A 25324-nucleotide genomic window follows, 5' to 3' on the forward strand; every position below is an offset into this window, starting at 1 on the left:
TCCGTTGGGGGCGTCGTCACTTCAACGGGGCCGACCGTCCACACAGTTCACGGGAGTAAACGGTTCTGAACGGTTCGGAACTACTCCCGGTCGCCGACGAACCCCGTCGAGAACGCGATCCACGCCAGCGCGCTCACGAACAGGATCGGCGGGAGGATGGCGAACCCCCACAGCGGGTCGACGCCCCACAGGAGCAACAACAGCACGTCCGCGAGCCCGAGCGCGAGAAACGGGAGGACCGCGAGCGCGGCCCGGGTGCGGTCGCGAGACCCCGACGGGAAGCGATTCTCCATGCGGTGACGTGGGCGCTCCACCGACAAAAAGCGTCCGTTCGGGGAGCAGGACTTTCACCGACCACCCCGTAGCCTGCGACATGGCAACGACGACCGAACTTCGGAGCCCCGACGCGGCGGGGGTCTGGTGGCTGGATCTGGGAAGCGTCAACGCCTACCTCGTCGAGGACGGCGACGATCTGGTGCTCGTGGACGCCGGGACGCCCCGCGACGCCGGTCCGCTCGCGCGCGCGATCCGGGACACCGGCCACGCAGTCGGGGAGATCGACCGCATTCTCGTCACCCACTACGACTTCGATCACGTCGGCGCGCTCGGGAAGTTGGGCCTCGACGTGCCGGTGTATCTCGGGCGCGAGGACGCCGCGGTGCTGGCCGGCCGGGACCGCCCCGACTGGCACAATCACAAGGGCCTGCTCCAGCGAGTCGTCCAGCCGTTCGTCGCCGCGCCGGGCGTCCCGATCCGGCCGGTGGCCGACGGCGACCAGATCGGGGGGTTCGAGGCCTACCACACGCCGGGCCACTCGCCGGGCCACGTCGTCTACGTCGGCGACCGGGTGGCGTTTCTCGGCGATCTCGTCCGCGAGCGGGGCGGCGACCTCGAACCGTCGCCGTGGCTGATTAGCTACGACACCGTCGCGGTCCGCCGGAGCGTTCGCGCGCTCGCCGACCGCGTCCCTGACTTCGACGTGGCCGCGATGGGCCACGGCACGCCGATCCTCGCGGGCGGGAGCGACCGACTCCGAGAGCTGGCCGCGCGGCTGTAGTCGGCGCCGAAAAACGCGCCGCCGGTCAGTCCGCCAGCTCCTCGGCCACGGCGTCGACCGAGAGCAGTCGCGGATCGACGATCAGGTCGGCCTGCCCGCGGGCGAAGTCGGGCAGGTCGTCCTCGGCGTAGACGACGATCCGGACGCCGTCGTTGAGGTCCCTCGCGACCGGAATCGCGGTCGCGCCGCTCGCTTGGGTCAACACCAGCGCGTCGGCGTCGGTGACGCCCGCCGATTCGAGGGCGGGCCGGGTGGCGACGTCTTCGATTCGAGTCACGTCGGCGCCCTCGGCGTCGAGGGCCTCGCCAAGTCCGTCGTCGTCGGGACCGACCACGATCGCCTTCATCACTCGTACTCGATGGTCGCGGGCGGTTTGTGGGTCACGTCGTAGACGACCCGCGCGACGTTCTCGTTCTCGCCGGTGATCCGGCTCTGGACCCGCTGGAGGGTCTCCCAGTCGAGTTCCTGTGCGCGGGCGGTCATCCCGTCGCGGCTCTCGACCGACCGGACCGCGACGACCCAGCCGTGGACCCGGTTGTCGCCCTTGACGCCGGTGGCCTTGCCGAGCACCGCGGCGAACGCCTGCCACGGGTCGTACTCCGCGAGCTCCTCCTCGACGACGTGGGTCGCCTCGCGGGCGACCTCGACCTTCTCGCGGGTGACCTCGCCGACGATCCGGACCGCGAGCCCGGGGCCGGGGAACGGCATCCGCTCGGCGACGACCGACTCGAGGTCGAGCGCGCGGGCGACCTCCCGGACCTCGTCCTTGTAGAGGTCCCGGACCGGCTCGACGATGCCGTCGAAGTCGACGACGTCGGGGAGCCCGCCGACGTTGTGGTGGGACTTGATGTTGCCCTCGCTCTCGATCCGGTCGGGGTAGATCGTCCCCTGCACGAGCATGCTGGCGTCGGTCTCGCGGGCGACCGTCTCGAACTCCCGGATGAACTGCTCGCCGATGACTTTGCGCTTCTCCTCGGGATCGGTGACGCCCGCGAGCGCGTCGAGGAACCGGTCTTGGGCCTCGACGATCTCCAAGCTCTCCATGAACGAGAACGTCTCGCGGATCTGGTCGGTCTCGCCTTTCCGCATCAGGCCCGTGTCGACGTACACCGGCGTGAGCTGATCGCCGATCGCCTCGTAGGCGAGCGCCGCCGCGACCGAGGAGTCGACCCCGCCCGACAGCGCGATGATGGCGTTCTCGTCGCCGACCTGTTCGCGAACCTCTGGGACCGCCTCGTCGATGAACTCGTCTGTGTCTACCATTATGCTTCGACCTCCAGTCGCTCGTCAGTCGATTCGACGACCGCGTCGAGCAGCCCGACGAACGGCGGGCTCGCCCGGGTCGGCCGCGATCGGAACTCGGGGTGGAACTGCGTTCCGAGGAAGTACGGGTGATCGTCTAGCTCCAGGATCTCCATCCGGTTGCCCGACTCGCCCGAGAACACGAGGTCGGTGTCGGCGAAGTCCTCGAAGTACTCGGGGTTGACCTCGTAGCGGTGGCGGTGGCGCTCGGTACAGGCCTCGGCGCCGTACACGTCCGCGGCCAGCGTCCCGGGCGCGATCTCGGTCTCGTGGGCGCCCAGCCGCATCGTCCCGCCGAGGTCCTCGAGGTCGTACTGCTCGGGTAGCAGGTCGATGACCGGGTGGGGCGTCTCGGCGTCGATCTCCGCCGAGTGGGCGCCCTCCAGCCCGAGGACGTTACGGGCGTACTCGACGACCGCGAGCTGGAACCCCAGACACAGCCCGAGGAACGGCACGTCGTGTTCGCGGGCGTACCGGATGGCATCGATCTTGCCCGCGGTGCCCCGCGAGCCGAAGCCGCCGGGCACGACGACGCCGTCGGCCTCCCGGAGTCGCGCCTCGTCGTCGTCGGCCATCTTTTCGCTGTCGACCCACAGCACGTTCACGTCGACGCCCCGTTCGAGGCCGGCGTGCTTCAGCGCCTCGTTGACCGAGAGGTAGGCGTCCTCGAGGTCGTACTTGCCCACCAGCGCGATGTCGACCTCGCCGCCGGTCTCCTGGGTCACCAGATCGCGCCACTGAGTGTCGCGCTCCTCGGCGGGGACGGCCTCGTCGGCGAGGCCGAACCGCTCCATCACGTACTCGTCGAGGCCCTCCTCCTCGACCATCAGCGGGACGTGGTAGATGTCCTCGACGTCGGGGTTCGAGAAGACGGCGTCGGTCGGCACGTCGCAGAAAAGCGCGATCTTCTCTTTGGTCGAGGGGTCGAGTTCGTCCTCACAGCGCCCGACCAGAATGTCGGGCTGGAGGCCGATCGAGCGCAGTTCTTTCACCGAGTGCTGGGTCGGTTTGGTCTTTTGCTCGCCGTTTTTCGAGTACGGGACGAGCGTGACGTGGGTCAAAAGGAAGTCCTCCTCGTCTTCCTCGTGGGCGAACTGCCGGAGGGCTTCGAGGAACGGCATCCCCTCGATGTCGCCGACGGTGCCCCCGACCTCGACGATGCAGACGTCGTGGCCTTCGGCGGCTTCCCGGATCCGGCGCTTGATGTCGTCGGTGACGTGGGGGATGATCTGGACGGTCTTGCCGAGGTAGTCGCCCGCCCGTTCTTTCTCGATGACGTGCTGGTAGGTCTTGCCCGTGGTGACGTTGTGGTCGAACGTCATGTCGATGTCGAGGAACCGCTCGTAGTTCCCCAGATCGAGGTCGACCTCGCCGCCGTCCTTGAGGACGTACACCTCACCGTGCTGGTAGGGGTTCATCGTCCCCGCGTCGACGTTGAGATAGGGGTCGATCTTGACCGCGGTCACGTCGAACCCGGCGTTGGCGAGGAGTCGGCCCGTCGAGGCCGCCGTGATGCCCTTGCCCAGTCCGGACATGACGCCCCCGGTCACGAAGATGAACTTGTTCCCGAGAGAAGGGTCGTAGTCTGTTTCGGGTTCGGTCGGCATACCGAGTGTCGGCGGGCGTCGTTCAAAACGATTTCGGAGCGCGAGCGCACGCCGTGAGCGTCTCCCACGGGCCTCGCCCACCGCGTCGGCGAACGCGGCTTTCCGGGGGCGTCGTCACCGCGTCGCCAGTCGTTCGACCAGAAACCCGCCGGCCGTCTCGGCGACCGTCTCGCGCTGGCCGACGAAGAAGTGGTCGGCGCTCAACTCTACGACCTCGAACCCCAGTTCGCGCGCGCGCTCGACCACCGGCGCCCAGTCGGCGGTGTCGTCGCGGGCGCCGTAAATCACCTGTACAGGCGCGTCGACGTCGTCGAGCGCCGCGGCGGCGTCGAGGTCGGCGGCGAGCCCCGATGCGGGCGCGAGCAGCGAGACGGCGTCGGGTCGGGCCTCGACGGTCGCGGCCGCCAGCGCCGCCACCGCGCCGCCGAAGCTGAAGCCGAACAGCCCGACCCGGTCGTACCGCTCTCGGGCCCACCGGTAGGCGTTGCGCGCGTCCTCGCGCTCGCCGTACCCCTCGTCCCAATCGCCGTAATCGAACCGCAGGCAGGCGATCCCACGGTCGACGAGGTGCTCGCTGACGGCCGTCAGTCGGTCGTCGCCGCGGTGGCCGCGGTGCTGGGGGTGGGGCGGACACGCGACCGTTACGGCGGCTTCGTCGTCGGATTCGGGCCGGTCCAGCGTCGCGCGCACGTCCCGGGCGCCGGGGAGCGGGAGGTCTTCGGAGTGCACGAGAGCCTGTTGGGGAGGTGAGGATTTTAAGGGTAAGGTCACGAAATGGTGGTGTATGGGAGTACTCTCACGCATGTCGTACGTCGTCCGGTCGAAGGTGAACGCGTTGCTCAACCGGGCGGAGGACCCGTCGGAGACGCTCGATTACTCCTACGAGCAGATGCGCGACGAGCTGCAGGACGTGAAACAGGGGATCGCGGACCTCACGACCCAGAAAAAGCGCCTCGAAATGCAGAAGCGAAAGCTCGAGGAGAACGTCGAGAAGCACAACGATCAGGCCCGCCAGGCCGTCGAGGCCGACCGCGAGGACCTCGCGCGCCAGGCCCTAGAGAAGAAGAAGACGAAGATGAACCAGATCGAGGAACTGGAAGACCAGATCGCCGATCTCCAGAACACTCAGGACAACCTCGTCGACAAGAAAAACCAGCTCCAGAACCGCATCGAGGAGTTCAAGACCAAAAAGGAGAGCATGAAGGCCCGTTACGAGGCCGCGGAGGCCCAGACCCGCGTCTCGGAGGCGATGACCGGTGCGGGCGAGGAGATGGAAGACGTTGGCCGGGCCATCGAGCGCGCCGAGGGCCGCACCGAGGAGATGGAGGCCCGCGCGCAGGCGATGGACGAGCTTCAGGAGTCGGGGACCTTCGAGGACGCCCTCTCGGACAAGGACAGCCTCGACCGCGAACTCGAAGACGTTCGGACTTCCGGCGAGGTCGACGCCGAACTCGAGACCCTGAAGGCCGAGATGGGCAAGGGGTCGGTCGACACCGGGGACGCCGACGCGGAGCCGGAAGTCGACGCCGAGCCGGAAGTCGAGGCCGAGACCGAATCGGTCGCCGACGAGGACATCGAGGCCGAACTCGAAGAGATTCGCGACGACGAGGAGAACTAGATCGGAGCGGTCACGCCCGGCCGTGGGCGGCGAGTTCGACCGCGAGGTCGGGATCGGGAGCGGCCGTGATCCGGACGGTATCGCCGTCGCGCTCGACGACGTAGTGGACGGCGGGCGCGTCGTCGCCGGTCGGCACCACGAGGGTCTCGTTCTCGCCCGGCGTCGCTCCGCGATCGTCGAGTAGCTCTCGCCACGCCGCCTCGAACTCGGCGGCCTCGTCGGGCGACTCCCAGACGCTCACCCAGTGGGTCGCGGTCGTGGCCGCCTCGGCGTAGTAGTACATCCGGTCGTTCGCCAGTCCGTCGGCGGCCGCGGCGGCCGCGCCGAACGACCGGCCGTTGATCCTGAGCGCGTGTCGGAGCGCGAGCTCGCCGACCGTGTCGGTGTGGTACCGCGTCAGCGCCTCGAACTCCTGTGAGCTCGCCGGAGCCTCGGGGAGGGTCGCTCGCGGGACGGCCCCGTCGGGGTCGAGCAGTTCCGCGGTCGAGTTCGGCGGCGACCGGATCGCGGCCGACCGCTCGTCGGGCGCGGCGCCGATCGCTCGGTAGTACTCGTAGCCGTAGTAGTAGGGCGTGCCGCCGAGGCTGTTCGGCCATGCCGCCCGCGCCAGCGTCCGGTTGTAGTCGGCCGGCGAGTAGTCGCCGCCGTAGCGGGCGACGTACTCCTCGGTCGTCCACGTCGCGTCGCCCTCCACCAGCGACGTGGTGACGAGTCTGGCGTCGGTCGTCCACCGCGGGAACGTCGACCGGAACCCCTCCCGCGAGGGCGCCAACAGGTCCCGCTGGAACTGGAGCGCGTGGACGAACTCGTGGGCCAACACGACCTCCTGTGAGACGCCGTACGCCGCGAGGTCGGTCGCGTTCATGAGATAGATGTGGACGCCGTCGCCGCGCTCGACGGCGTAGCCCAGCGGCATCCGGCGCTCGGTGGTCGCGTTCGAGTACAACTGGAGCGCGCGAGCACCGGCGGGTCGGATCTCGCCGAACTGATCGCGGACGTCGATCTCCGGGCCGGCGTCGTCGTCGTACTCGTGGAGCGTGATCGGCTCGGTCGCCGACAGCTCTCGGCGCGCTTCGACTCGCGTCAGCACCGCGGCTGGGTCGTAGTCCGGGTCGAACCCACCTTCGAGGACCACCGTCTCGTTCGGCTCGGTCGCGGTACCGTCTTGTGATATCTCCGCCAATTCGGCGGCTTGCTGTTCCCCCACTGCCGGCGGCGGGCCGCCCGCGGCCGGGGTCACGCCCGCGACCGCGAGCGCGACCGCCACCGCGAGGACGACTCGCACGTCCCCTGCCATGGGGACACACACGCGACGGAGCGCCAAAAGAACCCCGGCGACCCACCGCCGTCGCTAGTAGTCCCGGCCCCACCGAACCGCGTTGTAGTTGTCGTCGAGTTCGGTATCGAGCGAGCTCTCGAAGGCGGCGACCAGCGACTCGGCGCTCCCGCGGTCGATGGCGGCCAGCTCGTCGGCCTTCGAGACGGCGCCCGGCGGACCGCGCCGGAGCGCGATCTCCCCGAGGATCTGGCGCTCGATCCGCTCGCGGGTCTCGGCGTCGGCGGTGAACGCGTAGGGGGCCTCGATCTTGAAGATCAGGTCCCGGCGGGGATCGTAGACCACGCAGAAGGTGACTCGGTACTGATCGGGGTCGAGGGACCGATCGAGGAGGCCCCGATCCGGGTCGCCGAAAAACGCGTCCATCCCCGCCCTCGAGACGAACCAGTTGGTCAGCGTCAGTTCGTCGGTGAGCCGCTCGAACTCGCCGCCGACGCGCTCGCGGCGTTCGAGCAACTGCGCGAACAGCCCCGCGTCGTGGGCCCACGGCACCGGGCCGAACTCGGTCCGGCGCTTCAGCGTCCGGACGATCGACTTCGAGGAGACGTTCTTGACGAAGCCCGCGAGCGGAACCTCCCGATCGACGAACGTCTCGACCAGTTCGACGTAGTTGTCGAGGATCCGACCGACGTGGGGCGACTCCTCGAACAGGTCGGTGAGCACCGAGCTCCGGTAGTACCACCGGAGGACGCCCTTGGGGTAGAGGGGCCCGTCGAGCAACAGGAACTCCGCGACCCGATCGGCGTGGTCGATCGCGTGGGTGCTCTCGGCCAGATAGAGCGCGAGGGCGTGAACCACGTCCTCCTCGTACTGGTTTCGGGGCAAATTCGTGTGGACGATCCGGCGCCGGCTCCCGTCGTCGTAGGGCTCCCACTCGGTCTCGAAGTCGGTGGAGGTGTCGTTGGAGTGGACGGCCTTCACCACCGTCCGGCGGTCGTGGAGGTCGAGGTCCGACGGCGTCGCGCTCATCGCGGCGTGAGCCACGTCGACCACCAGCCCGTTCTTGAACACCTTCGGGTTGAGCGTCCCGGCGTCCAGACCGTGGGTCGTCCCGAACGGCTCGGCTTCGAGCGCGACCTCCTCGGCGTTCACCCGCCGGCGCCGGAGCTCGGTGAGGGGCTCTATGATCGGGCCGTCGTCGCCGTACAGCGGGTCGAGGTACTCCCGCCAGACGGTCTCGGCCGACTCCCGGTGGTCAGCGTCCTCGGCGTCGTAGTCGATGCGGTCGGCCAACCCCGCGATGCCGTCGAAGTGCACCGGGTCGAGGGTCATGCGAGTCACGTCCCGGCCGAGCGCGAAAAAGGGTGGGGTTCGGTCGGCGCGTCCGGAGGCTCACTCCTCGTCGGTCGGCACCACGGTCTTGCCCGTCTCCTCGGGGACCACTCGGCGGTCGGCGCCGACCCACTCTCGATCGAGCTCCCGGCCGTCGAACAGCCGGTCGAGGAACACCGCGAGTCCCGCGACCTCCGAGTGGGGTTGGTTGGTCACGCCGACGTTCCAGTCGGCGGCCTCGTACACGTCGAACGACACCTTCTGGGAGCCGACGACCGTCAGGATCGGTTCGCCGACCCCGCCGTCGCCCCCGCGGTGGGCGCGCCGAATCGCGCCTTCGACGTCCTGTACGCGCTCGCCGTACATCGTGAGGTGGACGACTTTCCCGTCCCACTCGCGGAGGACCCGCCGGGGGCTCTCGGTGAGTTCGACCGCGAACGGGCCGCCGAACCGGTCGGTGATGTCCGCGATCGTATCGACGGACTTGCTCGCGTCGCCCGCCAGAACGGCGCGGTCGGCGCCGAGCGCGCGGGCGGTCAGCCCGACGTGGGTCGTCATCCGCTCGTCGCGGCCCGGCCGGTGACCCAGCCGGAGGACCGCGACCTCGGGTTCGCCTTGCATGGGCGCCCATCGGGGGCCGGCGGGTTAGGGGATTTCGGAACGCGGCGCGCGACCGGAAAGCACTTTGGCGCAACCGGTCCAAGTTCGGTCATGCAACTCTCCGACAGGCGGGTCGTGATTACCGGCGGGGCCGGGCTCGTCGGCTCGCACCTCGCCGCCGCGCTCGCGCCGGACAACGACGTGCTGGTCGCCGACGACCTCTCGAAGGGCGACGCCGATCGGGTGCCCGACGGCGCCGAACTCGTCGTGGCCGATATGACAGACTCCGACGACGTCGCCGAGGTAATCACCGACGACGTCGACATGGTCTTTCACTTCGCGGCCTACACCGACACCAACTACGACGACGACCGCCGGCTGTTCGAGGAGAACGGCGCGATGACCTACAACGTCCTCGAACGCATGGACGAGGTCGGCGTCGACAGGATCGCGTTCACGTCCTCCTCGACCGTCTACGGCGAGGCCCCGATGCCGACGCCCGAGGACTACGCCCCGCTCGAACCCATCAGCATCTACGGGTCGAGCAAGCTCGCCGACGAGGGGCTGGTCTCGACGTACGCTCACTCGTACGGGATGCAGGCGTGGGTCTACCGGTTCGCCAACATCGTCGGACCCCACCAGCGGGGCAACGTCGTCCCCGACTTCATCGAGAAGCTCCTCGACGACCCCGAGCGCCTGACGATCCTCGGCGACGGCCGCCAGGAGAAGTCCTACCTCCACGTCGAGGAGTGTGTCGACGCGATGTGCCACGTCGTCGAGCACGCCGACGAGCCTCTCAACATCTACAACCTCGGCACCCGGACCACCACCTCGGTCAACGCCATCGCCGACATCGTCGCCGACGAGATGGGGCTGGACCCCGACTACGAGTACACCGGCGGCGACCGCGGGTGGACCGGCGACGTGCCGAAGATGCGGCTCTCGATCGAGAAGCTCTCGGCGCTCGGGTGGACGCCGTCGACGTCGAGCGACGAGTCGGTCCGTCGGGCGGCCCGCCAGTTGCTCGCGGAGCTCCGCGAGCAATCCTAGGCGACAGAGAACTCGGCGCGGGCCTCGGCGTCGGTCCCGGTCGCGTTCAGTTGGGCGACCACCGCGTACGCGCCCGGGTCGGGGTCCTCCCACGCGTCCGAGAACTCTCGGCGCTCGCCGGCGGCGAGCGTCTCGGTGCGTAGCGCCTGCGTGAACAGTCGGCCGTCGCTCGCCCGCCAGCGCTCCTCGCCGTCCTCGAACACCGCGAAGTCGGCCGAGAGGCCGCTTCGGAACGTCAGTTCGACGGGCTCGCCCGCGTTCTCGACCTCGTAGTCGAACGCCACGCGGCCGTCTGCGACCGACGCGGTCACGGTGCTCCGTAGGGCCATAGTTCGGCGTGGTGACCCCGGCGTGAAAACGCTTCCGTGCCGGCCCGCGGTCGGGTCGGCTGGCCCGCACCGAACGGCACGCCTTTTACTCGCCGAGCGCGTAGCCGGATTCGTGCAGATCGTGGGCTACGAGACCGAGCGCGAGGATCGCCGGCCGGCGTTGCTCGTCGCCGAAGACGGGCGCGTCCGGCGCGAGCCCCTACGACCCGGCGAGGACCTCGCCTACGCGCTGGGCGAGCGTCGGTGTGCGGGCGCGCTCGACGGCGCCGACCACTACCCGTGCGACCGCGACGGGGCGCCGTACTGCGAGGCCCACACCTCGACGTGGGTCTGTGCCCGGTGTACCGGCACCTGTCTCAAAGACGAGATGGACTGCCACGAGGACCACGCCGTCTACCTCGCGGCGTTCGCGCCCGCGACGTTCAAGGTCGGCGTGACCCGCGAGTGGCGGCTCCGGACCCGGCTCCGCGAACAGGGGGCGGATCGGGCCGCCCACCTCCGGACGGTCTCGAACGGCCGGATCGCCCGCGAGATCGAGGCCCGGATCGCCGAGACCTACACCGATCGGGTGCGCGTCCCCGACAAGGTCGCCGGGCTCCACCGCGCGGTCGACGACCGGGCGTGGTCGGCGACGCTCGCGGAGTTCGACCACGAGGCGACGTTCGCGTTCGACTACGGCTTCGACCTCGACTCGGGCGCCGTCCCGGAGACGCTGGCGACCGGCACCGTGGTGGGCGTGCAGGGTCGAGTGCTCGTGTTGGCGCGGGGCGACACGACCTACGCGGTCGACATGCGCGAACTGGTCGGCCACGCGGTCCGGCCGGAGGCCGACGATCGGGACCGCCAGTCGAGTCTGGAGGCGTTCTGAGCGGCCGCCCGGCCTCGCGCAAGCTTTAATCCGCCCCGCGAGCGAACTCGTAGCGATGGTCGAAGACGCCGAGCCCGGCGATGTCGACACCGACGCCGACCCCGTCGAAGTGGGCGTCGAACTCCTCTCGAAGCTCGAACACCCCGAGCTCACGGTCGCGGAGGCGGTCGACCGGATCGAGACGGTGACGACCCATCCAGCGACCACGCGCGAGATTCTGGACGCCGCCGAGAAGCGCGGCGTCATCGAGCGCGAGGACGGCGTCGTGCGGCCGAGCGGCGGCGGCTACCTCAGCTTCCAGAGCGAAATCGTCACCAAGGAGGGGGAGTTCTCGTGTCGGCGCTGTGGCGCGAGCATCTCGACGGGCTACTTCATGAAGCTCGACGCCGCCGAACACGGCGCGTTCGGTCCCGAGTGCATCCGGAAGGTCACCGGCCGCGACTGAGCTCCTCGATGAGGGTTTCGAGGGTCCGTTGCTGTTCGGCCAGCAGTTCGTTCTGGCGCTCGACGGCCTCGGTGAGCGCCTCCAACTGCGCCGCGGTGTCGTCGGCTTCGAGCTCGGAGCTGGCGGGCTCGAACCCCGAGTCGGCGAACCCGTCGGCCGACTCACCGTTCGGGGCGTCGTCCCCGTCCCCGTCGGCGGCCGCGGCCGCATTGTCGGTCCCGGTCTGCGCGCCGTCGGTCCCGGTCGCGGCCGGTTCGTCGGCCGCCGGTGGCTCGTTGCTCGTGATCGGCTCGCCGGCCGCCACCGAGTCGGCGGCGCCCGACGCCTCGGGCCCGTCCGACGCGCCGCCCGACTGCTCGGCGGGCGCGGGCTCGGCGACCGCCTCCCCGCCGTCGCCCGGTCGCTCGTCGGTGGTCACGCCCGCGTCGTCCTCGATGATCGCACCGTCGTCGTCGAGCTCCGGCGGGTTCGCCTCGATCGGGTCGACGCCGCCGGCGAGCGGATCGGCCGGTTCGTCGTCGGTCTCGGGGCTCGCCTCGGCGTCGGCGCCCGCCGCCGGGTCGGCGCGGTCCTCGGGGTCTGCGTGCTCGCGAGCGAACTCCTCGTACGAGCTCGCGCCGTGGTACTCCAGCAGCGCGCGCTCGATGCGTTCGCGCACTTCGCGGGTCTGGTCGCTCGGCGTCTTGATCCGCTGGGGCCGGCCCTCGCTCTCGACGATGATCTGGGAGGAGACGTTGCCCTCCTCGACGTCGAGCGCGGTCACGTCGCCGAAGTGATACTCCTCGTAGTCCTCGTCCCAGACGGCCGCGCCGACGTGCTTGACGACGCGCTCGCTGGTGATCACGAGCGTGAGCTCGCTGAACTGGTAGGTCTGGGTGACGGTCTCGTCGGCGCCCGTCACGCCCGCGGCGTTCAACACGCCCGCGAGTACCGGATGGAGCGCCTCGTAGAGTCGGCTGGTCGGCACCTTGAACCGCTGTTCGCCCTCGATGCCGAAGTCGAGGGTGATGGCCGACTTGCGCCGCCCCTCCGAGATCTCGATGCGCTCTGCGTCGTGGGGGTACTCTTCGACCGACTCGTCGCTGAGCAGCCCGTCGGCTCGATAGACGAGCGTTCGAGTCCGCGTCACGTAGAGTCCGTCCTCGCCGCCGAGCGGCACCTGGGCCGCGATCTGTTCGCCGTCGAGCTTCGACTGCACGATACCGGGAACGCTCATGCTCAGGTATGATTAGCCTCCCGGCTTAAATCCGCCGGGTGGCACGTCGGGTCGAACGCGCGCGCGAAATCACCGTGCCTCGCGGTGACGAATCCGGTCCAGATGAGAAGTTTAAAGAGTTCCTCTCGCCTACCTCGAACCGAGCCCGGGTGGCTTAGCTGGACATAGCGCCGCACTCATAGGGTTCTGAGATTCGGTGCTCAGGCCTTGGAAGCCTCCCCATGTCCGCCGAGGACTGCCGAGCCTCGAACCTGGGACATGCGGAGATCGAGGGTTCGGAGCCCTCCCCGGGCATAATTTCGTTCCTGTAGATGCCCAAAATAATCAGACAGCGAGGAGCACCCATCGTCAACCCCATTCCGCGATAGCTACCTCTGCTGAGACAGCGGAAGCCAGGGGGTGCCCCGCGTGAGCGAGCGCTGTCCCGTCTGCGGAACCCCCATCAAGTCCGGCGACTATCGCTGCGACGGGGAAATCAACGGCGCACGCTGCGGCAAGGATCTCACGACACTCGACGCGAGCGCTAGCCGGACCGAGGAGGGATGGGCGTGAGCGACGTCCCGAATCTCGACTGGGCGGCGCTCATCTGGGAGACCCAGGGCTTCCTCGGCCTCGACACAGACGAACCTGTCCCGAAAGCAGAACTTAAAGAGACAGCTCTCGCGAACGGTTGGACCGAACGCGAGTTTAACGAAGCATTACGTTCGACCGACGACGTCGAAGCGGTCGGAGACAGCCTCGCCTCGAACCCCGACCTGCAGCTCGTCGCCGGCGACGACGAGACTGTCGACGAGCCGACCGCCGAGGAGGCCGCCGACGCGGCCGTGGGGGCCGACCGCTTGCGCGATCACGGCCACAACCGCGCGGGCGACCACGGAACGTGGGCCGACGCGGAGTTCGCGAGCCCCGAGTCGAACGTCTGGCCGGCCGAGCTGCTCGACCGCGAGCAGTGGATGGGCCACGTCGACAAGAAGCCGTTCGCGCCGTGGGGCGACCGAAATGCGCCCGCCGAGTGTAGCGAGGACGGCCACGACACCGCCGCGACCTGTGACTGTGACGCTCGCTGGAAGTGGGGCTACACCGACCACTACGTCGACGGTGAAACGGTCGCGATGGCCGAGGTCGACAACCGCCTCGACGGTCGGGCGTTCCTCCAGCAGCCCGACGACCCCTACGTCTACATCGACGGCGACGACGTCCGCGACGAGAACGGTGAAGTACACCCCGCGTTCGAGGCCATCCTCGAACACCTCGGGCTGACCTACGCCGACGTCTCGACGAGCGGCGCCGGCGCGCACGCCATCTACCGTGGGGAGCTCCCCGACGGCGTGAAACAGGCGTCGTGGCAGATCGACGATGAGCCGTGGGGCGACAACGACGAACTCCCCTCCATCGAAGTGTATCCCGGCAAGCGCGTCTGCGTGATGACCGGCGAACACATCCCGGGGACGCCGACCGAAGTCCGCGAGTGGAACGACGACGTCCTCGACGCGCTCCTGGAGGCGAACGACGAGGTCGCCTCATCGCAGCGCGGAGATGTCTCGACTGCTCGCGACGACTACGACCTCGACGACTACGAGCCCGCAGCGACATCGTCCGAGGAGACGACCGACGACATCCGAGACATCTTCGCGGCGATCGACCGCCTCGACGCCCGTCGGGTGGCCGAGCGCACAATCGTTCATGCTTGGAACGACACGGCGTCGACGAGCGACGGCAAGCGCGCGTTCGTCCCGACATGGGGGAAGAACAGCAACGGGACGGCAAACGTCGTCGACGACCAGATCTGGCAGGACACCGGCGACCGCGGCGGCTACGGTGGGCCCGTGGTGATGGCGCTCATCGACGCCGGCGAGATGCGGCCCGAGAACGCCTCACCCCGACAGGCTAGCGGCGAGCTCTGGTGGCGAGGTATCGAAAACCTCCGGGATCTCGGATTCGACATCCCAGAACTCGAGCGCTCGACCGCGAACACCAGCGGAGATACAAGCGACGATCGCCCGGCGCTCCTCGACGATGCCTTCGAGAGCGAGGACGACGTCGAGAGCCAGCCGGTGAGCTCGCTCCCGGTCGGCCAGCTCGAACACCTCTCCCACGAGGAACGCAAGCGCGCAGCGAAGAAGCGCGGACTCGACTGGCCGTCGACACGCGAAGCTCGTGACCAGTTGTTCGCGACCATCACTCAAGTCATGCGGAACGAGGACACCGCGGTCGTCGACGCGCCCACGTCGCTCGGGAAGAGCCACACCGTCGCGACGACCGCCTGGAACAGCAACCCCTCGCTCAACGGCGTCGCCGGTGGCGCGCCCGTCATCCACCTGCAGGCGACTCGCGACGCTCGCGACGAGGCCATCGAGGCCGCCCAAGGCGAGGACGACATCGACCACTTCGTCCTCCGGGCCCGCCACGAGGCCTGCACGGTCGCGGCCGGTGATTACGATCCGCCCGAGGACGACGAAGACATCGACTACACCCCGATCACGATGGACGGAATGGCTGCCTCCGAGTGGATCAAGATGATGTGCGAGGGCCGCGGCCTGCCCTTCTCGCACGTCCACCGCCGCCTCGAAGACCACAACGACCAGGGCGCCGACCTCCCGTGCTGCTCGGGCCAGACCACCTACGACGAAGACGAGGGCGACTTCGACGAAACGCCCTCGGAGTGTCCCGCGATCCGGCAGTGGGAGACGTTCCGTAACAAACGCGAGGAGGGTCTCGACGTCGTCTTCGCGACCCACAACTTCGCCCACGTTCCCGGCCTCCGGATGGGCACGAACATCGTCATCGACGAAGAGCCCGACTTCGTCCAAGACATGGACAAACAGCGCGTCGAGGAGGCGGTCACCGCCTACCTGCAGGCGATCGACGCGCCCGTCACGAACTGGGAGTCGTTCATCACCCTCGCCCGCCACGACGGCTACCAGGGCGACGCGGCCAACGAGCGCGACGCCCTCCAGGACGCCCTCGACCAGGAGCCGCCCGCCGAGCACTACTTCGAGGATCCGCGGGCCCACACGATGGCGCCGGCGCTCGCGAGAGCGATCTTCCACGCCGAAGACCGCGGGAATGGCCGCCGCGTCGGCAAAACCAGCTACGAGCCCCCGCGGCTCGACGCCCAAGTCAGCGACGAAGACGGCTGGAACCGCGAATGGGTCTCGGTCGTCCTCAGCGAGGACAACGAGCTCTGGACCGTCCGATGCGCGCCCGACTTCAGCCAGGCCCGGTCGGTCGTCGGGCTCGACGCCCACCCGGCGCGGCCGAAGTGGGCGGTCGACGTCCACCCGAACATCCACGTCAAGGAGGTGCTCGACCCCGAGGCCCGCCAGCTGTGGCGGCGGTTCGAGCGCGGTCTTCGTGTTGTCCAAGTCGGCACGGCGACCCGGCCGCTCGCGAGCGGCGAGTACTTCAACGAGGATCAGGTCCGCGCGCTCGTCGAACACCTCCAGGACGAGTACGGCCACCAGTTCCGGACCGCCATCACCACGAACGCCGTTGAGTCCCGTGTCCGCCAGCTGATGAAGGACGCCGGCTGCGTCGACCCCGAGACCATGCACTACGGCGAGGAGAAGAGCCGGAACGACTTCGCCCACGAGCGCGCCGGGCTCGTCAACGGCTGCATCGACCCGGGCGACCACTTCGTCCTCGATCTCCTCGCCGAGCTCGATCTCGACGCCGAACCCGAGACCACTAGGGACGACGACGGCACCGAACACCGCGCCCACGGCCGTGGGTTCGTCGGCGAGGACGCCGAGGTCGCCAAAGAGATCCTGGCGTCAGTCCGGGAGAACCATACCGCGCAGGCCGCCGGCCGGTACGCTCGAGATCCGAGCGACCCCGACAGCCACGCCACCGTCTTCGTCCGGACCGACGCCATGCCCGCCGGGTTCGCCGACGTCCAAGTCTCGGGCGTCGAATGGGTCTACACCGACACCCAGCGCGAGATCGTGGAGTCTCTCCGGGACGCGACCGGCACGGTCACCGCGGCGGATGTCGCTGACGAGGTCGGCTGCTCGAAAGAACACGTCCGGACGACGTTCACTCGCCTCGAGGAGCGCGACCTCCTGCAGGCGTTCGAGGGTGCAGGTCCGAACGGTGCGACACTCTACGCGGACGACGGTTGTCCGAACTCGGGGATGGTCGACGTCCAGCCCTCGACTACCAACAGCAACGTATGGGAGTCCTATACGGCATCGTTGGCGATTCGCGACCCCGTCACGTCCGAGCGAGGCCCAGCTGACGAGTCGGCCACGTCGACGACGGCTCGAACGGAGGTGTGGGACTGGCAATCGGCCAGTGACCCGCCCAGTTAGCGGCACGAATCCCGGACTGCTCGCCCCGAAGAGTAGCTGCAGGACTGTCCGACTACATCCATGACCTCGCTCAATATCGACTCCGACCGGGTTCGAGATCTCCCACCGAGCGCGAAGCTTGTCTACTTCATCCTGCAGGAGAACGCACCCCTCACCCAAGCGGAGTTGATCGAGCGAACTGCCCTCCCCGGTCGGACAGTCCGAGACGCCTTAGAGCGTCTCGATGACGTTGGCGTGCTCGACGAGCGCCCCTACGTCGACGATGCTCGGAAGAACCTCTACGAGCTCGCGCCAGGGTCCGAAAGAACCGGGGATAATTCCGGAACAGAATGGCACTAATACCTTCTTGCCCTTTCTTTCTGACAACAGGACCGCCCGTCGCTCGGATGCTCGCGACTGCAGTTGTCGCGAGCGATGAAGGGGGACGAACCACAGCGACAGCTTTCCTCTTGAGACGATGAAAGGCGCACACAAATTCAGCCCCAACAGCGGCGCACCACTCAGTCGCGACCGGCGGTATCCTGGAACGATCCCGCTGCGCGAAGCCCTCGACGGAAGCGGCGAACTCTCGAACGGCAAACTCGTCTCCGACACCGCGACCGCACTCGCCCGCTACTTCAAGCGGATGCATCAGCGACGCCACACCCACGAGGACGCCGAGCTCTACCAGGCGGCCGCGCTCGCGATCAAGCGACTCCGCGAGCACGACCCCTGGGACTGTTGGCTCTGGTATGCGCTCGCTGAGCGCCTCCACCGTCGCGACGACGTCGACGCCGATGTCGCGTGGATGCTCGACCACGTCGAAGCCCGGTGTCCGCGCTGCGGGAGCCGACTCCAGTACGAACCGTCGGTCTCGGGCTACGCGAACGCGAAGTGCGCCTCGTCGTGTGGCGCCGGCCACACTGACCGCACCGTCGAGATCGTCGAGCGCGTCCTCGACCTCTACGCGGACACGTTCGACGAGATCGACCGGATCACGCTCTTCTAATGCTCGAAACAGTCCCCGACGGCCACACGCTCGCTCCCCACCACTACACGTGGGGCGCGCTGCTCGCGTTCTGGGCCGCGACCTACGCCTGGGACGCGATGACCGACCGCGAGCCAGTGGTCGTCACGCTCGGCCTCGCCGTCGGCCTGTTCTCGTTCGTCTCGATCTGGCGATTCTACTCGGTCGCCGGCTCGATCGGATCGCTGCTCGGGATCGTCATCACGACGGCCGGCCTGCTGCGCTTCCGCCAGTACGCCACCCGGGTCGCGTTCGCAGCGGCCGTGATCGGCGTGCTCGCGATGGTCGACGACTGGACGTCGCACACGCTCGAAATCTGGACGCCGCTCGACTGGCTGTTCGAGGCCTACATCCTCGGCCTCATCACCTAACCATGACACAACACACTGACGTTCCACGACTGATCCGCACAGTACTCGCCGGCATCATCATCCTCGGCCTCTTCGCATCCTGGCTCGGGATGGAGTGGACCGGCCGCGAACCCGACTCGCTCATCCTGCTTGGCGCCGTCGCGATCGCGCTCGGCGCCGCCTACTACCTCTGGGACGACGCGATGGGCGAGGGCGTCGCCGCAGTCGGCGACCTCCAGGGCAACGACAGCGACGACGGTGGGGAGTCCGGAGGGTGATGCATGCCATGGCCGCAGAACCGACCCCATGCGATCGGCCGTGGTACTGCTCGGACAGGCTCGTCGACGACTGGAAGACCGTCCACCAGACGGGCGGTGATCTGAAGATGCTCAAGGGCCTGAAGATCATCCGGTCGATCGTCGTCAACATCGGCATCTCCGCCATCTCCATCCTCGGCCTGCGATACGGCGGCGACCCAACCGTCATCGTCCCGCTCGCGATCGCTGTCCTCGGCGCCTACAACGGTGTCGAGATCGCCGACTACCAAGCACTCGCCCAAGCGATCGTCGAGGTCAGTCAGGAGACCACCGCCGAGGAGGACTGATGGCGTGGACGTGTTCGAGCGGCGTCGCCGACGACTGCTCGGAAGGAGACCTTTTCGACCCGCCCCACCGGCAGGGCGACGCCGCGATCTGCGCGGCGTGCGCTCACGAACTCGGACTTTTGAGTGATTCCCATGACTGAGGACCTGACCAGCATCGACGGCGTCGGATCCGCCATCGCCGACGAGCTCCGCGACGCCGGCTACACCACCGCTGACGACGTCCGCGAAGCCACCGTCGACGAACTCGCCGACGTCCACCTGCTCGGGGAGGCCTCGGCCACCGCCATCCTCGAAGACGAGGACGACGTCCATGGCGGCCGGCCGTCGAAGTTCGAGCAGGTCAAAGACGATCTGCTGGAGGCGGCCGAGAGCTTCCTCAACCTCAAACAGGTCGCCAACAAAGGCGGTGTCTCACGGTCGACGCTCTACAAATACCTTGACGAGCACGAGGAGTTTTCGGACAGCTTTAAGCGCGCACGTGCGCGAGCCGCCGACCAGCTCGTCCAGCGAGCGCTCGACCCCGAAGACGACATCGACACCACGTTCGCTCGATTTCTGCTCGAGCGGAGCTTCAAGTTCATCAAGACCGAGCGTCAAGAGGTCGATCTCAACGCCGATCATAGCTTCGACGCTAGCGAGGGCGTGACTGCCGAGTTCGTCAGTTACGAGGAGGCCGGCAATGGCAACAAGTAGCACACAGTCGGCGGGTCGCGAGCCGCTGCTCCCACGGCCACGGTTCACCACCCACGAGAAGCAGGTTGACGTCCTCACCTCGGACGCCCGGTACCGCGTCCTCAAGTGGGGGCGGCGCGCCGGGAAGAACATCTGCGCGGTGATGGATCTGGTCGAACTCGGCCGCGCGCCCTGGCTCTCCGACTGGGGGACTGACGACCCCGCGAACGCAGTATTTTGGTGGGTCGGCCCGAGCTACGACCAGGCGAAGAAGTACGGGTTCGAGCCGTTGAAGAGCGCGCTCCCCAACAGCTGGATCGACGGTCAGCCTACGGAGTCTGAACCCTACGAGATCGACCTCGTCAATGGCATCACCTATGAGTTCCGGACGTTTGACCACCCGAAGACGCTGCAGGGGGCTGGCGTCGACCACGTCGTCATCGACGAGGCCGACTACATGCCGGACAACCTCTGGTATCAGGACCTCGACCCGATGCTCCTCGACTCTGGGGGCTCGGCGATGTTCATCTCGAAGCCGGTTCGCCCGCGCTCGTATTTCCAGAAGTATTTCGACCTCGGGCAGTCCGCTGACTACCCCGAGTACTTTTCCAGCCATGCGACGTCCGCCGACAACCCCTACCTCGCTGAAGATCCCGAAGACAAGCGAGGGACGATCCCCGAGCACGACTTCCAACGCGAGTACCTCGCCCAGCTCCCCGACGACGGCGGCGAGGTATTCAAGAAACTCGGCGACCGGCTGTTCACCGCCACCTACCCGCTCAAGGGCGACATCGTCGAAGGAACCGGCGAGGCCAGACGTCCGGCAGAGAACTGCCGGCCGCCGTTCGCCGTCGGCGTCGACTTCGCCCGCCACCAGGACTACCGAGTGACGACCGTCCTCGACGCGACCGGCGAGATCGCGTACTTCTCACGCGACCAGAACGAGGGCTGGGACACCATCCAGGAGGACATCGAAGACGTCCACGCTGAGTACCCCGGCATCGTTCTTCCCGACGCCTCTCGCGACAACAAGATCGTCGCCGACCTCGCACAGGAAGGTGTCACACTTGACCCGGTCGGGATGTCGCCGAAGACGAAGAAGAGCCTGATCGACGACCTCGCGACCCGGATCGAGAACGAGGAGCTGACCGCCCCGAGCGTTCCCGAGCTCGACCAGCTCCGACTGGAGCTTCGCCAGCTGGAGCGCGACGTCACCGAGACTGGCTACACCCGCTACCACGCGCCCGAGACAGGGCATGACGACTGCGTCGACTCACTGGCGCTGGCCGCCTCGGCGCTCGACCGGATTACCGCGGCCGCACGCCGGCACGAGAAGCGTGACAGCGAAGATGACGACTCGACGGGAGTGAGCTACCTCTAAATCATGACAGACGACACCCCAGACGACTCGGAGACGACGGTATCGCTCTCAGTGTCGACGCCCGGCAACAAGCGAGCGATGGAAAAAGCCGAGGAGACGACCCAGCTCGACGAACGCCGCATCGCCACCGACGTCGGCCGCGGCATCGTCCCGCCGTACAACCCCGAGACACTTGCTGCCTTCCAGGAGCTCAACGAAACCCATCAGGCGTGCCTCCGGAAGAAGGCGCGCTACGAGGTTGGCTACGGCTTCGACATCGTCCCCCATCCCAGCGCCGACGAACCCGACCCAGACGGTGAGGCCTACCAGACAGTCCACGACTTCTGGCATGGCTCGGACTCGCGCTGGCAGATCGGGCCCGAAGGCACCGCCGCTTCCACACCCGAGGAGGTACTCGAACTCTCCCGGCTCGACTATCACGGGATCGGCTGGGCCGCCCTCGAAGTCCTCGTCGAGGGCGACGGCACACCGATCGGGCTCGCACACGTCCCCGCGACGACCGTCCGCGTCCGCAAGACTACAACCACAGTCGAGAACGCCGACGGTGAGGAGCAGGAGGAGATCTTGAGCGGGCATGGCTACGTCCAGATCCGACAGGGCCGCCGCCGGTACTTCGGCGAGGCCGGCGACCGGTACGGTGACGACCCGACGTTCGTCGACAAGGAGACCGGCGATGTCGCCAGCAGCGTCGACGCCCTCGAGAACGAACCGGCGAACGAGCTGATCTTCATCCCGAATCCGAGCCCGATCAGCCTCTACTACGGGATCCCCGACTGGGTCGCCGCGATGCGGACGATGGCCGCCGACGAGGCCGCCCAAGAATGGAACCACGACATCTTCGACAACCTCGGCATCCCCCACTACGCCATCAAAGTCACCGGCGGGAAGCTCACCGAGGAGTCGAAAGACCAACTCCGAGAACTCCAGCAGAACCTGAAAGGCGAGCCGTACCGGACGGCGATCCTCGAGGTTGACGAGTTCGAGCAACAGACCCCGCTGGAAGCCGAGGATGGGAGCGACGTCGAGATCGAGTTCGAGCCGTTGGGGGCGACGGACTCGAACGACATGGAGTTCCAGCAGTTCCGCGAGCGCAACGAGCACGAGATCGCGAAGGTCCACGAGGTCCCGCCGATCCTCATCAACGTCACGTCGACGTCGAACCGGTCGAACTCGGAGGCGCAGGTCCGGGAGTTCGCGGAGGACGTGATCGCGCCCGAGCAGGCGAAGTTCGAAGCCCGACTGTACCGCATCCTCCACCAGACCGCGCTTGGCGTCGACGAGTGGACGGTCGACTTCGAGCTCCGGGGCGCCGATCGGCCCGCCGAGGAGGCGCGGACTGCCCGGACGAAGATCCAGGCGGTCCGTGGCGCGGTGCCGGTCAACCGGGCGTTGGAGATGATCGGCGAGGATCCGCTCCCCGACGATCATCCGGTCGATGGGGAGACGCTGGTCGCGAACGTCGGCAGCGAGTTCGACGACTCCACCGAGATGGGCGTGCAGTCGATGGGTCGGCCGGAGGCTGCGCCGCCGACAGAGAACAAGGTCGGCGAGCGCTCGGGGGTCACCGTCGAGCTCGACGACCCGCTCACGCCCGACGAGGCACGGGTCGACATGATGCAGTTCGAAAGCTCGAATCTCGTCGCCGGCCTCTACGACCGGCAGACGCGCGACCTCTACATCCGCTTCCACGGCGACCCGGTCGACCGGATCTACGTCTACCTCGACGTCCCCGAAGACACGTGGGCCGGCCTGAAGGACGCCGCCTCGCACGGCTCCTATCACCACGAGCACATCAAGTGGGACTTCGTCTACGAGGAGCTGACCGACACCAGCGGGTGGCCGCAGATTGGGGCCGCAGCGCCGACCGACGACTAGCCCGTGGACGCCGATGACCCAGGGGAGGTCCCGGCTCTCCTGTGCGAGGCACGACCGGGACGCACGGATTCCATCGATGACATCGAACAGTGACAAAGAGCGCGGCGAAAAGCGCGGCGTCCTCTCCTCCGGTCGTGCCAAAGACCTTGAGGACGCCGACGACGCCGCCAACGACGACGAGGACTGACAGATGACCAGGCAGCGAAACGAACAGCACTACGAGAAACGCGTCGACTACGTCGCCAAAGACGAGGACGCCCAGACCGCGACGGGCGTCGTCATGGTGCCGTGGACGGTCGACCACCATGGCGACTGGGAGCGCCCCGAGACGATCGAGGCGTTTGCCGCCCAGTTCGAGGCGTTCATGGACGTCGAGGAGGCCGACGGCGGCATCATGCACGCCGTCTGGCCCTCCGACTGGATGACGCTCGAACGGAACGAGGTGCTCGACGAGGCCGAGGAGATCGGCGGCAAGACCGTCGACGCCGGCGCGTGGGTCCAGACGTGGGCCTACCACGACGACGAGCTCTGGAGCCTCGTCGCGGACGGCATCCTCGACGGCCACTCCATCGGCGCGATCAACGTCGACTGGACGTACACCACTGACGACCCCGAGGAGCTCCCCGACGAGGTCTCCGTCCCAGACGCAGTCGATGTCGAGGAGTACTGGGAGCTCACTGACGGCATCATGCAAGAAGTCAGCGCGGTCGACATCCCCGCGGTGCCTGACGCCCAGATCCTCTCGACGTCGAAAGCGCGGGCAGCGACCGCGGAGAAGCGGCTCGCCGACCACCTCGGCAACCGCGACGCCTTCATCGAGGAGGCGCTGGAGCGCGGCCACAGCGAGCAAGACGCCGAACGGCTGTGGGACGTGCTCGACCGCGGGATCAACGTCGAGGGCGCTGGCGAGCCCGGCGCCAAGAGCAAGCTGACGAGCGCCGCGACGGCGTTCCTCAACGCACTCACCGGATCCGATGACGGCGACACAGGTGCGACGACGTCCGAGGCCTCGGGTGCTGGATCGACTGCCAAAGACGCCCCCGGCGGCGACACGCCGGCCGACGACGATGGCGGCACAGAAGCCGCCGACGATTCTGACATGAGCAACGACGACGAGCCCCCGGAGTGGGCACAGGAACTCAAGGAACAGGTCGACGAACAGAGCAAGCGACTCGACGACGCCCTCGAGGCCGCCAGCGATGGCGGCGACGGCGAGAAGGACGCGTTCGCTGACGCTCCCGAGTGGGCGAAGGCGCTGAAGGAGGACGTCGACAAGCAGGCCGAGCGCATCGACGCGATCTCGAAGCAGACCGGTGCGACCGAGAGCCAGCAGCTCGGCGGTGCCGAGAAGGGCGGCGACGGAGACGGTGTCGACCGTCGGGCGGCGTTCTTCACGCCGGAGAGCAAGATGAGCGAGCTCGCAGGCAGCCAGGGAGGCCGATAGAACATGAGCATCCAGCAGAACTACGGCGGTATGACCGGCGTGCGGAAGGGCAACGAGGAAGCGCTGAAGGACATCGCTCCCGCGGATCTCTCGGGCGGCGTGATGCCGCGGGACCTCTTCAACGAGTGGTACCAGCGGATCCAGGACACCAGCCAGCTGATGGGCATGGTCCGGACCGAGGTCCTGCCGCGGCCGAAGATGGAGATCGCCCGGATCGGCGTCGGCGAACGCATGCGGCGCGGCGCCGGCACCGAGGAAGGCACCAGCAACGGCAGTGCGGAGGTGAACACGGACGGCATCAAGATGGACGCCGAGAAGGGCGTGCTCGACTGGGACCTCCCCCAGGAGACTGTCGAGGACACGATCGGGCAGGTCGACGAGATCGTGCTCGACAAGATGAGCAACCAGTGGGCGGTCGACACCCAGGACCTCGGCATCAACGGCGACGAAGACGACGCGTCGGGTGGTGACAGTCAGGCGTTCCTCAGTCAGAACGACGGCTGGCTGAAGATCCTCAACGAGCGCACCGACACGAACACCTACGACCACGCCGGCGGCGCGATCGACACGTCGCTGTTCCACGAGGCGCGGGCAGCGCTGCCGAACAAGTTCAAGCGGTCGGCGGCGGTGAACGAGCCCGTCTACATGATGAACCTCTCCCAGATCGAGGAGTGGGAGTTCGACCTCACCCAGCGTGAGGACCCGCTCGGCGCTGCCGTCATCTTCAGCGACGACGATCTGACGCCGTTCAACTACGACGTCTACGGGTTCGCCGGCTGGCCCCAGGGTACGGCGCTGTTCACCTACCCGGAGAACCTCATCTACGGCGTCTGGCGGCAGACCGAGGTCGAGGTGCTCGATCAGACGGACAAGACCGCGGAGAACGACCTGTTCGCGCGCTACTTCATGCGGACCCGCGACGACTTCCAGGTCGAGGACGAGGAGGGCGCGGTCCTCATCAACAACGTCGCGACCGCCTGAG

General features: G+C 67.8%; 26 protein-coding genes and 1 tRNA gene. 17 read left to right on the forward strand and 10 right to left on the reverse strand.

Annotated features, from left to right (window positions below):
* Nucleotides 1-80: 80 nt before the first annotated feature.
* A complete protein-coding gene (locus tag EPY72_RS08910; RefSeq protein WP_134668948.1) occupies nucleotides 81-293 on the reverse strand; it encodes a DUF8142 family protein in 213 nt (70 codons plus the stop codon).
* 80 nt (nucleotides 294-373) lie between these two features.
* Here EPY72_RS08910 and EPY72_RS08915 point away from each other — a divergent pair, with 80 nt between their 5' ends.
* Nucleotides 374-1057, forward strand: a complete 684-nt coding sequence (locus EPY72_RS08915; RefSeq protein ID WP_135806187.1) for an MBL fold metallo-hydrolase — start codon at nucleotides 374-376, stop codon at nucleotides 1055-1057.
* Between the two features lie 25 nt (nucleotides 1058-1082).
* Here EPY72_RS08915 and EPY72_RS08920 read toward each other — a convergent pair whose 3' ends face one another.
* From EPY72_RS08920 to EPY72_RS08935, 4 genes are all read right to left on the reverse strand, one after another.
* Nucleotides 1083-1403, reverse strand: coding sequence for a DUF7126 family protein (locus tag EPY72_RS08920; RefSeq protein WP_134668951.1), 321 nt, complete (start codon nucleotides 1401-1403; stop codon nucleotides 1083-1085).
* Nucleotides 1403-2320 (reverse strand): glutamine-hydrolyzing GMP synthase, encoded by a 918-nt coding sequence (gene guaA, locus EPY72_RS08925; RefSeq protein ID WP_134668953.1) that lies wholly within the window; start codon nucleotides 2318-2320, stop codon nucleotides 1403-1405. The genes EPY72_RS08920 and guaA overlap by 1 nt, the downstream gene beginning before the upstream one ends.
* Nucleotides 2320-3966, reverse strand: coding sequence for a CTP synthase (locus EPY72_RS08930; RefSeq protein WP_135806188.1), 1647 nt, complete (start codon nucleotides 3964-3966; stop codon nucleotides 2320-2322). Before EPY72_RS08930 ends, guaA begins: the two co-directional genes overlap by 1 nt.
* 114 nt (nucleotides 3967-4080) lie before the next feature.
* Nucleotides 4081-4695 (reverse strand): dienelactone hydrolase family protein, encoded by a 615-nt coding sequence (locus EPY72_RS08935; RefSeq protein WP_134668957.1) that lies wholly within the window; start codon nucleotides 4693-4695, stop codon nucleotides 4081-4083.
* Nucleotides 4696-4750: 55 nt separating this feature from the next.
* Between EPY72_RS08935 and EPY72_RS08940 the strand changes: the two genes are divergently transcribed.
* A complete protein-coding gene (locus tag EPY72_RS08940; RefSeq protein ID WP_134668959.1) occupies nucleotides 4751-5584 on the forward strand; it encodes a PspA/IM30 family protein in 834 nt (277 codons plus the stop codon).
* 10 nt (nucleotides 5585-5594) lie between these two features.
* Here the strand turns inward: EPY72_RS08940 and EPY72_RS08945 are convergent, their stop codons facing one another.
* The 3 genes from EPY72_RS08945 to EPY72_RS08955 are packed head-to-tail and all read right to left on the reverse strand — an operon-like array spanning nucleotide 5595 to nucleotide 8813.
* Nucleotides 5595-6881, reverse strand: coding sequence for a hypothetical protein (locus EPY72_RS08945; protein WP_135806189.1), 1287 nt, complete (start codon nucleotides 6879-6881; stop codon nucleotides 5595-5597).
* A 54-nt stretch (nucleotides 6882-6935) separates the two neighbouring features.
* Nucleotides 6936-8192 (reverse strand): DNA double-strand break repair nuclease NurA, encoded by a 1257-nt coding sequence (locus EPY72_RS08950; protein WP_135806190.1) that lies wholly within the window; start codon nucleotides 8190-8192, stop codon nucleotides 6936-6938.
* Nucleotides 8193-8252: 60 nt separating this feature from the next.
* Complete coding sequence (locus EPY72_RS08955; protein WP_135806191.1) at nucleotides 8253-8813, reverse strand: tRNA (cytidine(56)-2'-O)-methyltransferase; 561 nt, start codon at nucleotides 8811-8813, stop codon at nucleotides 8253-8255.
* A 90-nt stretch (nucleotides 8814-8903) separates the two neighbouring features.
* On the opposite strand from EPY72_RS08955, the gene EPY72_RS08960 reads away from it, so the two are divergent.
* The gene (locus EPY72_RS08960) at nucleotides 8904-9842 is read left to right on the forward strand and encodes an NAD-dependent epimerase/dehydratase family protein (protein WP_134668967.1); all 939 of its coding nucleotides are present in this window, start codon (nucleotides 8904-8906) and stop codon (nucleotides 9840-9842) included.
* Here the strand turns inward: EPY72_RS08960 and EPY72_RS08965 are convergent.
* On the reverse strand, nucleotides 9839-10171 hold the full coding sequence (locus EPY72_RS08965) for a BsuPI-related putative proteinase inhibitor (RefSeq protein ID WP_134668969.1): 333 nt from the start codon (nucleotides 10169-10171) through the stop codon (nucleotides 9839-9841). The genes EPY72_RS08960 and EPY72_RS08965 overlap by 4 nt on opposite strands.
* Before the next feature lie 112 nt (nucleotides 10172-10283).
* On the opposite strand from EPY72_RS08965, the gene EPY72_RS08970 reads away from it, so the two are divergent.
* Complete coding sequence (locus EPY72_RS08970) at nucleotides 10284-11039, forward strand: DUF2797 domain-containing protein (RefSeq protein WP_135806192.1); 756 nt, start codon at nucleotides 10284-10286, stop codon at nucleotides 11037-11039.
* A gap of 55 nt (nucleotides 11040-11094) precedes the next feature.
* Nucleotides 11095-11484: a DUF5830 family protein gene (locus tag EPY72_RS08975; protein ID WP_135806193.1), complete on the forward strand. Its 390-nt coding sequence runs from the start codon at nucleotides 11095-11097 to the stop codon at nucleotides 11482-11484.
* Here EPY72_RS08975 and EPY72_RS08980 read toward each other — a convergent pair.
* Nucleotides 11468-12700 (reverse strand): DUF7115 domain-containing protein, encoded by a 1233-nt coding sequence (locus tag EPY72_RS08980; RefSeq protein WP_135806194.1) that lies wholly within the window; start codon nucleotides 12698-12700, stop codon nucleotides 11468-11470. The two genes, EPY72_RS08975 and EPY72_RS08980, sit on opposite strands and share 17 nt — an antisense overlap.
* A gap of 143 nt (nucleotides 12701-12843) precedes the next feature.
* Between EPY72_RS08980 and EPY72_RS19350 the strand changes: the two genes are divergently transcribed.
* The 12 genes from EPY72_RS19350 (at nucleotide 12844) to EPY72_RS09035 (ending at nucleotide 25323) form a co-directional block, all read left to right on the forward strand.
* Nucleotides 12844-12994 (forward strand) — tRNA-Met (locus tag EPY72_RS19350).
* A 254-nt stretch (nucleotides 12995-13248) separates the two neighbouring features.
* Nucleotides 13249-17010: a hypothetical protein gene (locus EPY72_RS08985; protein WP_135806195.1), complete on the forward strand. Its 3762-nt coding sequence runs from the start codon at nucleotides 13249-13251 to the stop codon at nucleotides 17008-17010.
* A gap of 60 nt (nucleotides 17011-17070) precedes the next feature.
* Nucleotides 17071-17349 (forward strand): MarR family transcriptional regulator, encoded by a 279-nt coding sequence (locus tag EPY72_RS08990; RefSeq protein ID WP_135806196.1) that lies wholly within the window; start codon nucleotides 17071-17073, stop codon nucleotides 17347-17349.
* A gap of 118 nt (nucleotides 17350-17467) precedes the next feature.
* Nucleotides 17468-17998 (forward strand): hypothetical protein, encoded by a 531-nt coding sequence (locus tag EPY72_RS08995; protein ID WP_135806197.1) that lies wholly within the window; start codon nucleotides 17468-17470, stop codon nucleotides 17996-17998.
* Nucleotides 17998-18387: a hypothetical protein gene (locus EPY72_RS09000; protein ID WP_135806198.1), complete on the forward strand. Its 390-nt coding sequence runs from the start codon at nucleotides 17998-18000 to the stop codon at nucleotides 18385-18387. Before EPY72_RS08995 ends, EPY72_RS09000 begins: the two co-directional genes overlap by 1 nt.
* Nucleotides 18388-18389: 2 nt before the next feature.
* Complete coding sequence (locus EPY72_RS09005; RefSeq protein WP_135806199.1) at nucleotides 18390-18644, forward strand: hypothetical protein; 255 nt, start codon at nucleotides 18390-18392, stop codon at nucleotides 18642-18644.
* Between the two features lie 8 nt (nucleotides 18645-18652).
* A complete protein-coding gene (locus EPY72_RS09010) occupies nucleotides 18653-18970 on the forward strand; it encodes a hypothetical protein (RefSeq protein ID WP_135806200.1) in 318 nt (105 codons plus the stop codon).
* 132 nt (nucleotides 18971-19102) lie between these two features.
* A complete protein-coding gene (locus tag EPY72_RS09015; protein WP_135806201.1) occupies nucleotides 19103-19663 on the forward strand; it encodes a helix-hairpin-helix domain-containing protein in 561 nt (186 codons plus the stop codon).
* Nucleotides 19650-21023, forward strand: coding sequence for a hypothetical protein (locus EPY72_RS09020; RefSeq protein ID WP_135806202.1), 1374 nt, complete (start codon nucleotides 19650-19652; stop codon nucleotides 21021-21023). The genes EPY72_RS09015 and EPY72_RS09020 overlap by 14 nt, the downstream gene beginning before the upstream one ends.
* A gap of 3 nt (nucleotides 21024-21026) precedes the next feature.
* Complete coding sequence (locus tag EPY72_RS09025) at nucleotides 21027-22898, forward strand: phage portal protein (protein WP_135806203.1); 1872 nt, start codon at nucleotides 21027-21029, stop codon at nucleotides 22896-22898.
* A 190-nt stretch (nucleotides 22899-23088) separates the two neighbouring features.
* The gene (locus EPY72_RS09030) at nucleotides 23089-24342 is read left to right on the forward strand and encodes an XkdF-like putative serine protease domain-containing protein (protein WP_135806204.1); all 1254 of its coding nucleotides are present in this window, start codon (nucleotides 23089-23091) and stop codon (nucleotides 24340-24342) included.
* A 3-nt stretch (nucleotides 24343-24345) separates the two neighbouring features.
* Complete coding sequence (locus EPY72_RS09035) at nucleotides 24346-25323, forward strand: phage major capsid protein (protein WP_135806205.1); 978 nt, start codon at nucleotides 24346-24348, stop codon at nucleotides 25321-25323.
* The last annotated feature ends 1 nt before the right edge of the window (nucleotide 25324 follow it).

The sequence above is a fragment of the Halorussus marinus genome (genome assembly GCF_004765795.1).
GTDB classification, from domain to species: Archaea; Halobacteriota; Halobacteria; order Halobacteriales; family Haladaptataceae; genus Halorussus; species Halorussus marinus.

Bases quoted from the DNA above. Each gene is read 5' to 3' on its own strand.
- EPY72_RS08910 (WP_134668948.1), bottom strand. From the start codon at position 293: ATGGAGAATCGCTTCCCGTCGGGGTCTCGCGACCGCACCCGGGCCGCG.
- EPY72_RS08915 (WP_135806187.1), top strand. From the start codon at position 374: ATGGCAACGACGACCGAACTTCGGAGCCCCGACGCGGCGGGGGTCTGG.
- EPY72_RS08920 (WP_134668951.1), bottom strand. From the start codon at position 1,403: ATGAAGGCGATCGTGGTCGGTCCCGACGACGACGGACTTGGCGAGGCC.
- guaA (WP_134668953.1), bottom strand. From the start codon at position 2,320: ATGGTAGACACAGACGAGTTCATCGACGAGGCGGTCCCAGAGGTTCGC.
- EPY72_RS08930 (WP_135806188.1), bottom strand. From the start codon at position 3,966: ATGCCGACCGAACCCGAAACAGACTACGACCCTTCTCTCGGGAACAAG.
- EPY72_RS08940 (WP_134668959.1), top strand. From the start codon at position 4,751: ATGGGAGTACTCTCACGCATGTCGTACGTCGTCCGGTCGAAGGTGAAC.
- EPY72_RS08945 (WP_135806189.1), bottom strand. From the start codon at position 6,881: ATGGCAGGGGACGTGCGAGTCGTCCTCGCGGTGGCGGTCGCGCTCGCG.
- EPY72_RS08950 (WP_135806190.1), bottom strand. From the start codon at position 8,192: ATGACCCTCGACCCGGTGCACTTCGACGGCATCGCGGGGTTGGCCGAC.
- EPY72_RS08955 (WP_135806191.1), bottom strand. From the start codon at position 8,813: ATGCAAGGCGAACCCGAGGTCGCGGTCCTCCGGCTGGGTCACCGGCCG.
- EPY72_RS08960 (WP_134668967.1), top strand. From the start codon at position 8,904: ATGCAACTCTCCGACAGGCGGGTCGTGATTACCGGCGGGGCCGGGCTC.
- EPY72_RS08965 (WP_134668969.1), bottom strand. From the start codon at position 10,171: ATGGCCCTACGGAGCACCGTGACCGCGTCGGTCGCAGACGGCCGCGTG.
- EPY72_RS08975 (WP_135806193.1), top strand. From the start codon at position 11,095: ATGGTCGAAGACGCCGAGCCCGGCGATGTCGACACCGACGCCGACCCC.
- EPY72_RS08980 (WP_135806194.1), bottom strand. From the start codon at position 12,700: ATGAGCGTTCCCGGTATCGTGCAGTCGAAGCTCGACGGCGAACAGATC.
- EPY72_RS08990 (WP_135806196.1), top strand. From the start codon at position 17,071: ATGACCTCGCTCAATATCGACTCCGACCGGGTTCGAGATCTCCCACCG.
- EPY72_RS08995 (WP_135806197.1), top strand. From the start codon at position 17,468: ATGAAAGGCGCACACAAATTCAGCCCCAACAGCGGCGCACCACTCAGT.
- EPY72_RS09000 (WP_135806198.1), top strand. From the start codon at position 17,998: ATGCTCGAAACAGTCCCCGACGGCCACACGCTCGCTCCCCACCACTAC.
- EPY72_RS09005 (WP_135806199.1), top strand. From the start codon at position 18,390: ATGACACAACACACTGACGTTCCACGACTGATCCGCACAGTACTCGCC.
- EPY72_RS09010 (WP_135806200.1), top strand. From the start codon at position 18,653: ATGGCCGCAGAACCGACCCCATGCGATCGGCCGTGGTACTGCTCGGAC.
- EPY72_RS09015 (WP_135806201.1), top strand. From the start codon at position 19,103: ATGACTGAGGACCTGACCAGCATCGACGGCGTCGGATCCGCCATCGCC.
- EPY72_RS09020 (WP_135806202.1), top strand. From the start codon at position 19,650: ATGGCAACAAGTAGCACACAGTCGGCGGGTCGCGAGCCGCTGCTCCCA.
- EPY72_RS09025 (WP_135806203.1), top strand. From the start codon at position 21,027: ATGACAGACGACACCCCAGACGACTCGGAGACGACGGTATCGCTCTCA.
- EPY72_RS09030 (WP_135806204.1), top strand. From the start codon at position 23,089: ATGACCAGGCAGCGAAACGAACAGCACTACGAGAAACGCGTCGACTAC.
- EPY72_RS09035 (WP_135806205.1), top strand. From the start codon at position 24,346: ATGAGCATCCAGCAGAACTACGGCGGTATGACCGGCGTGCGGAAGGGC.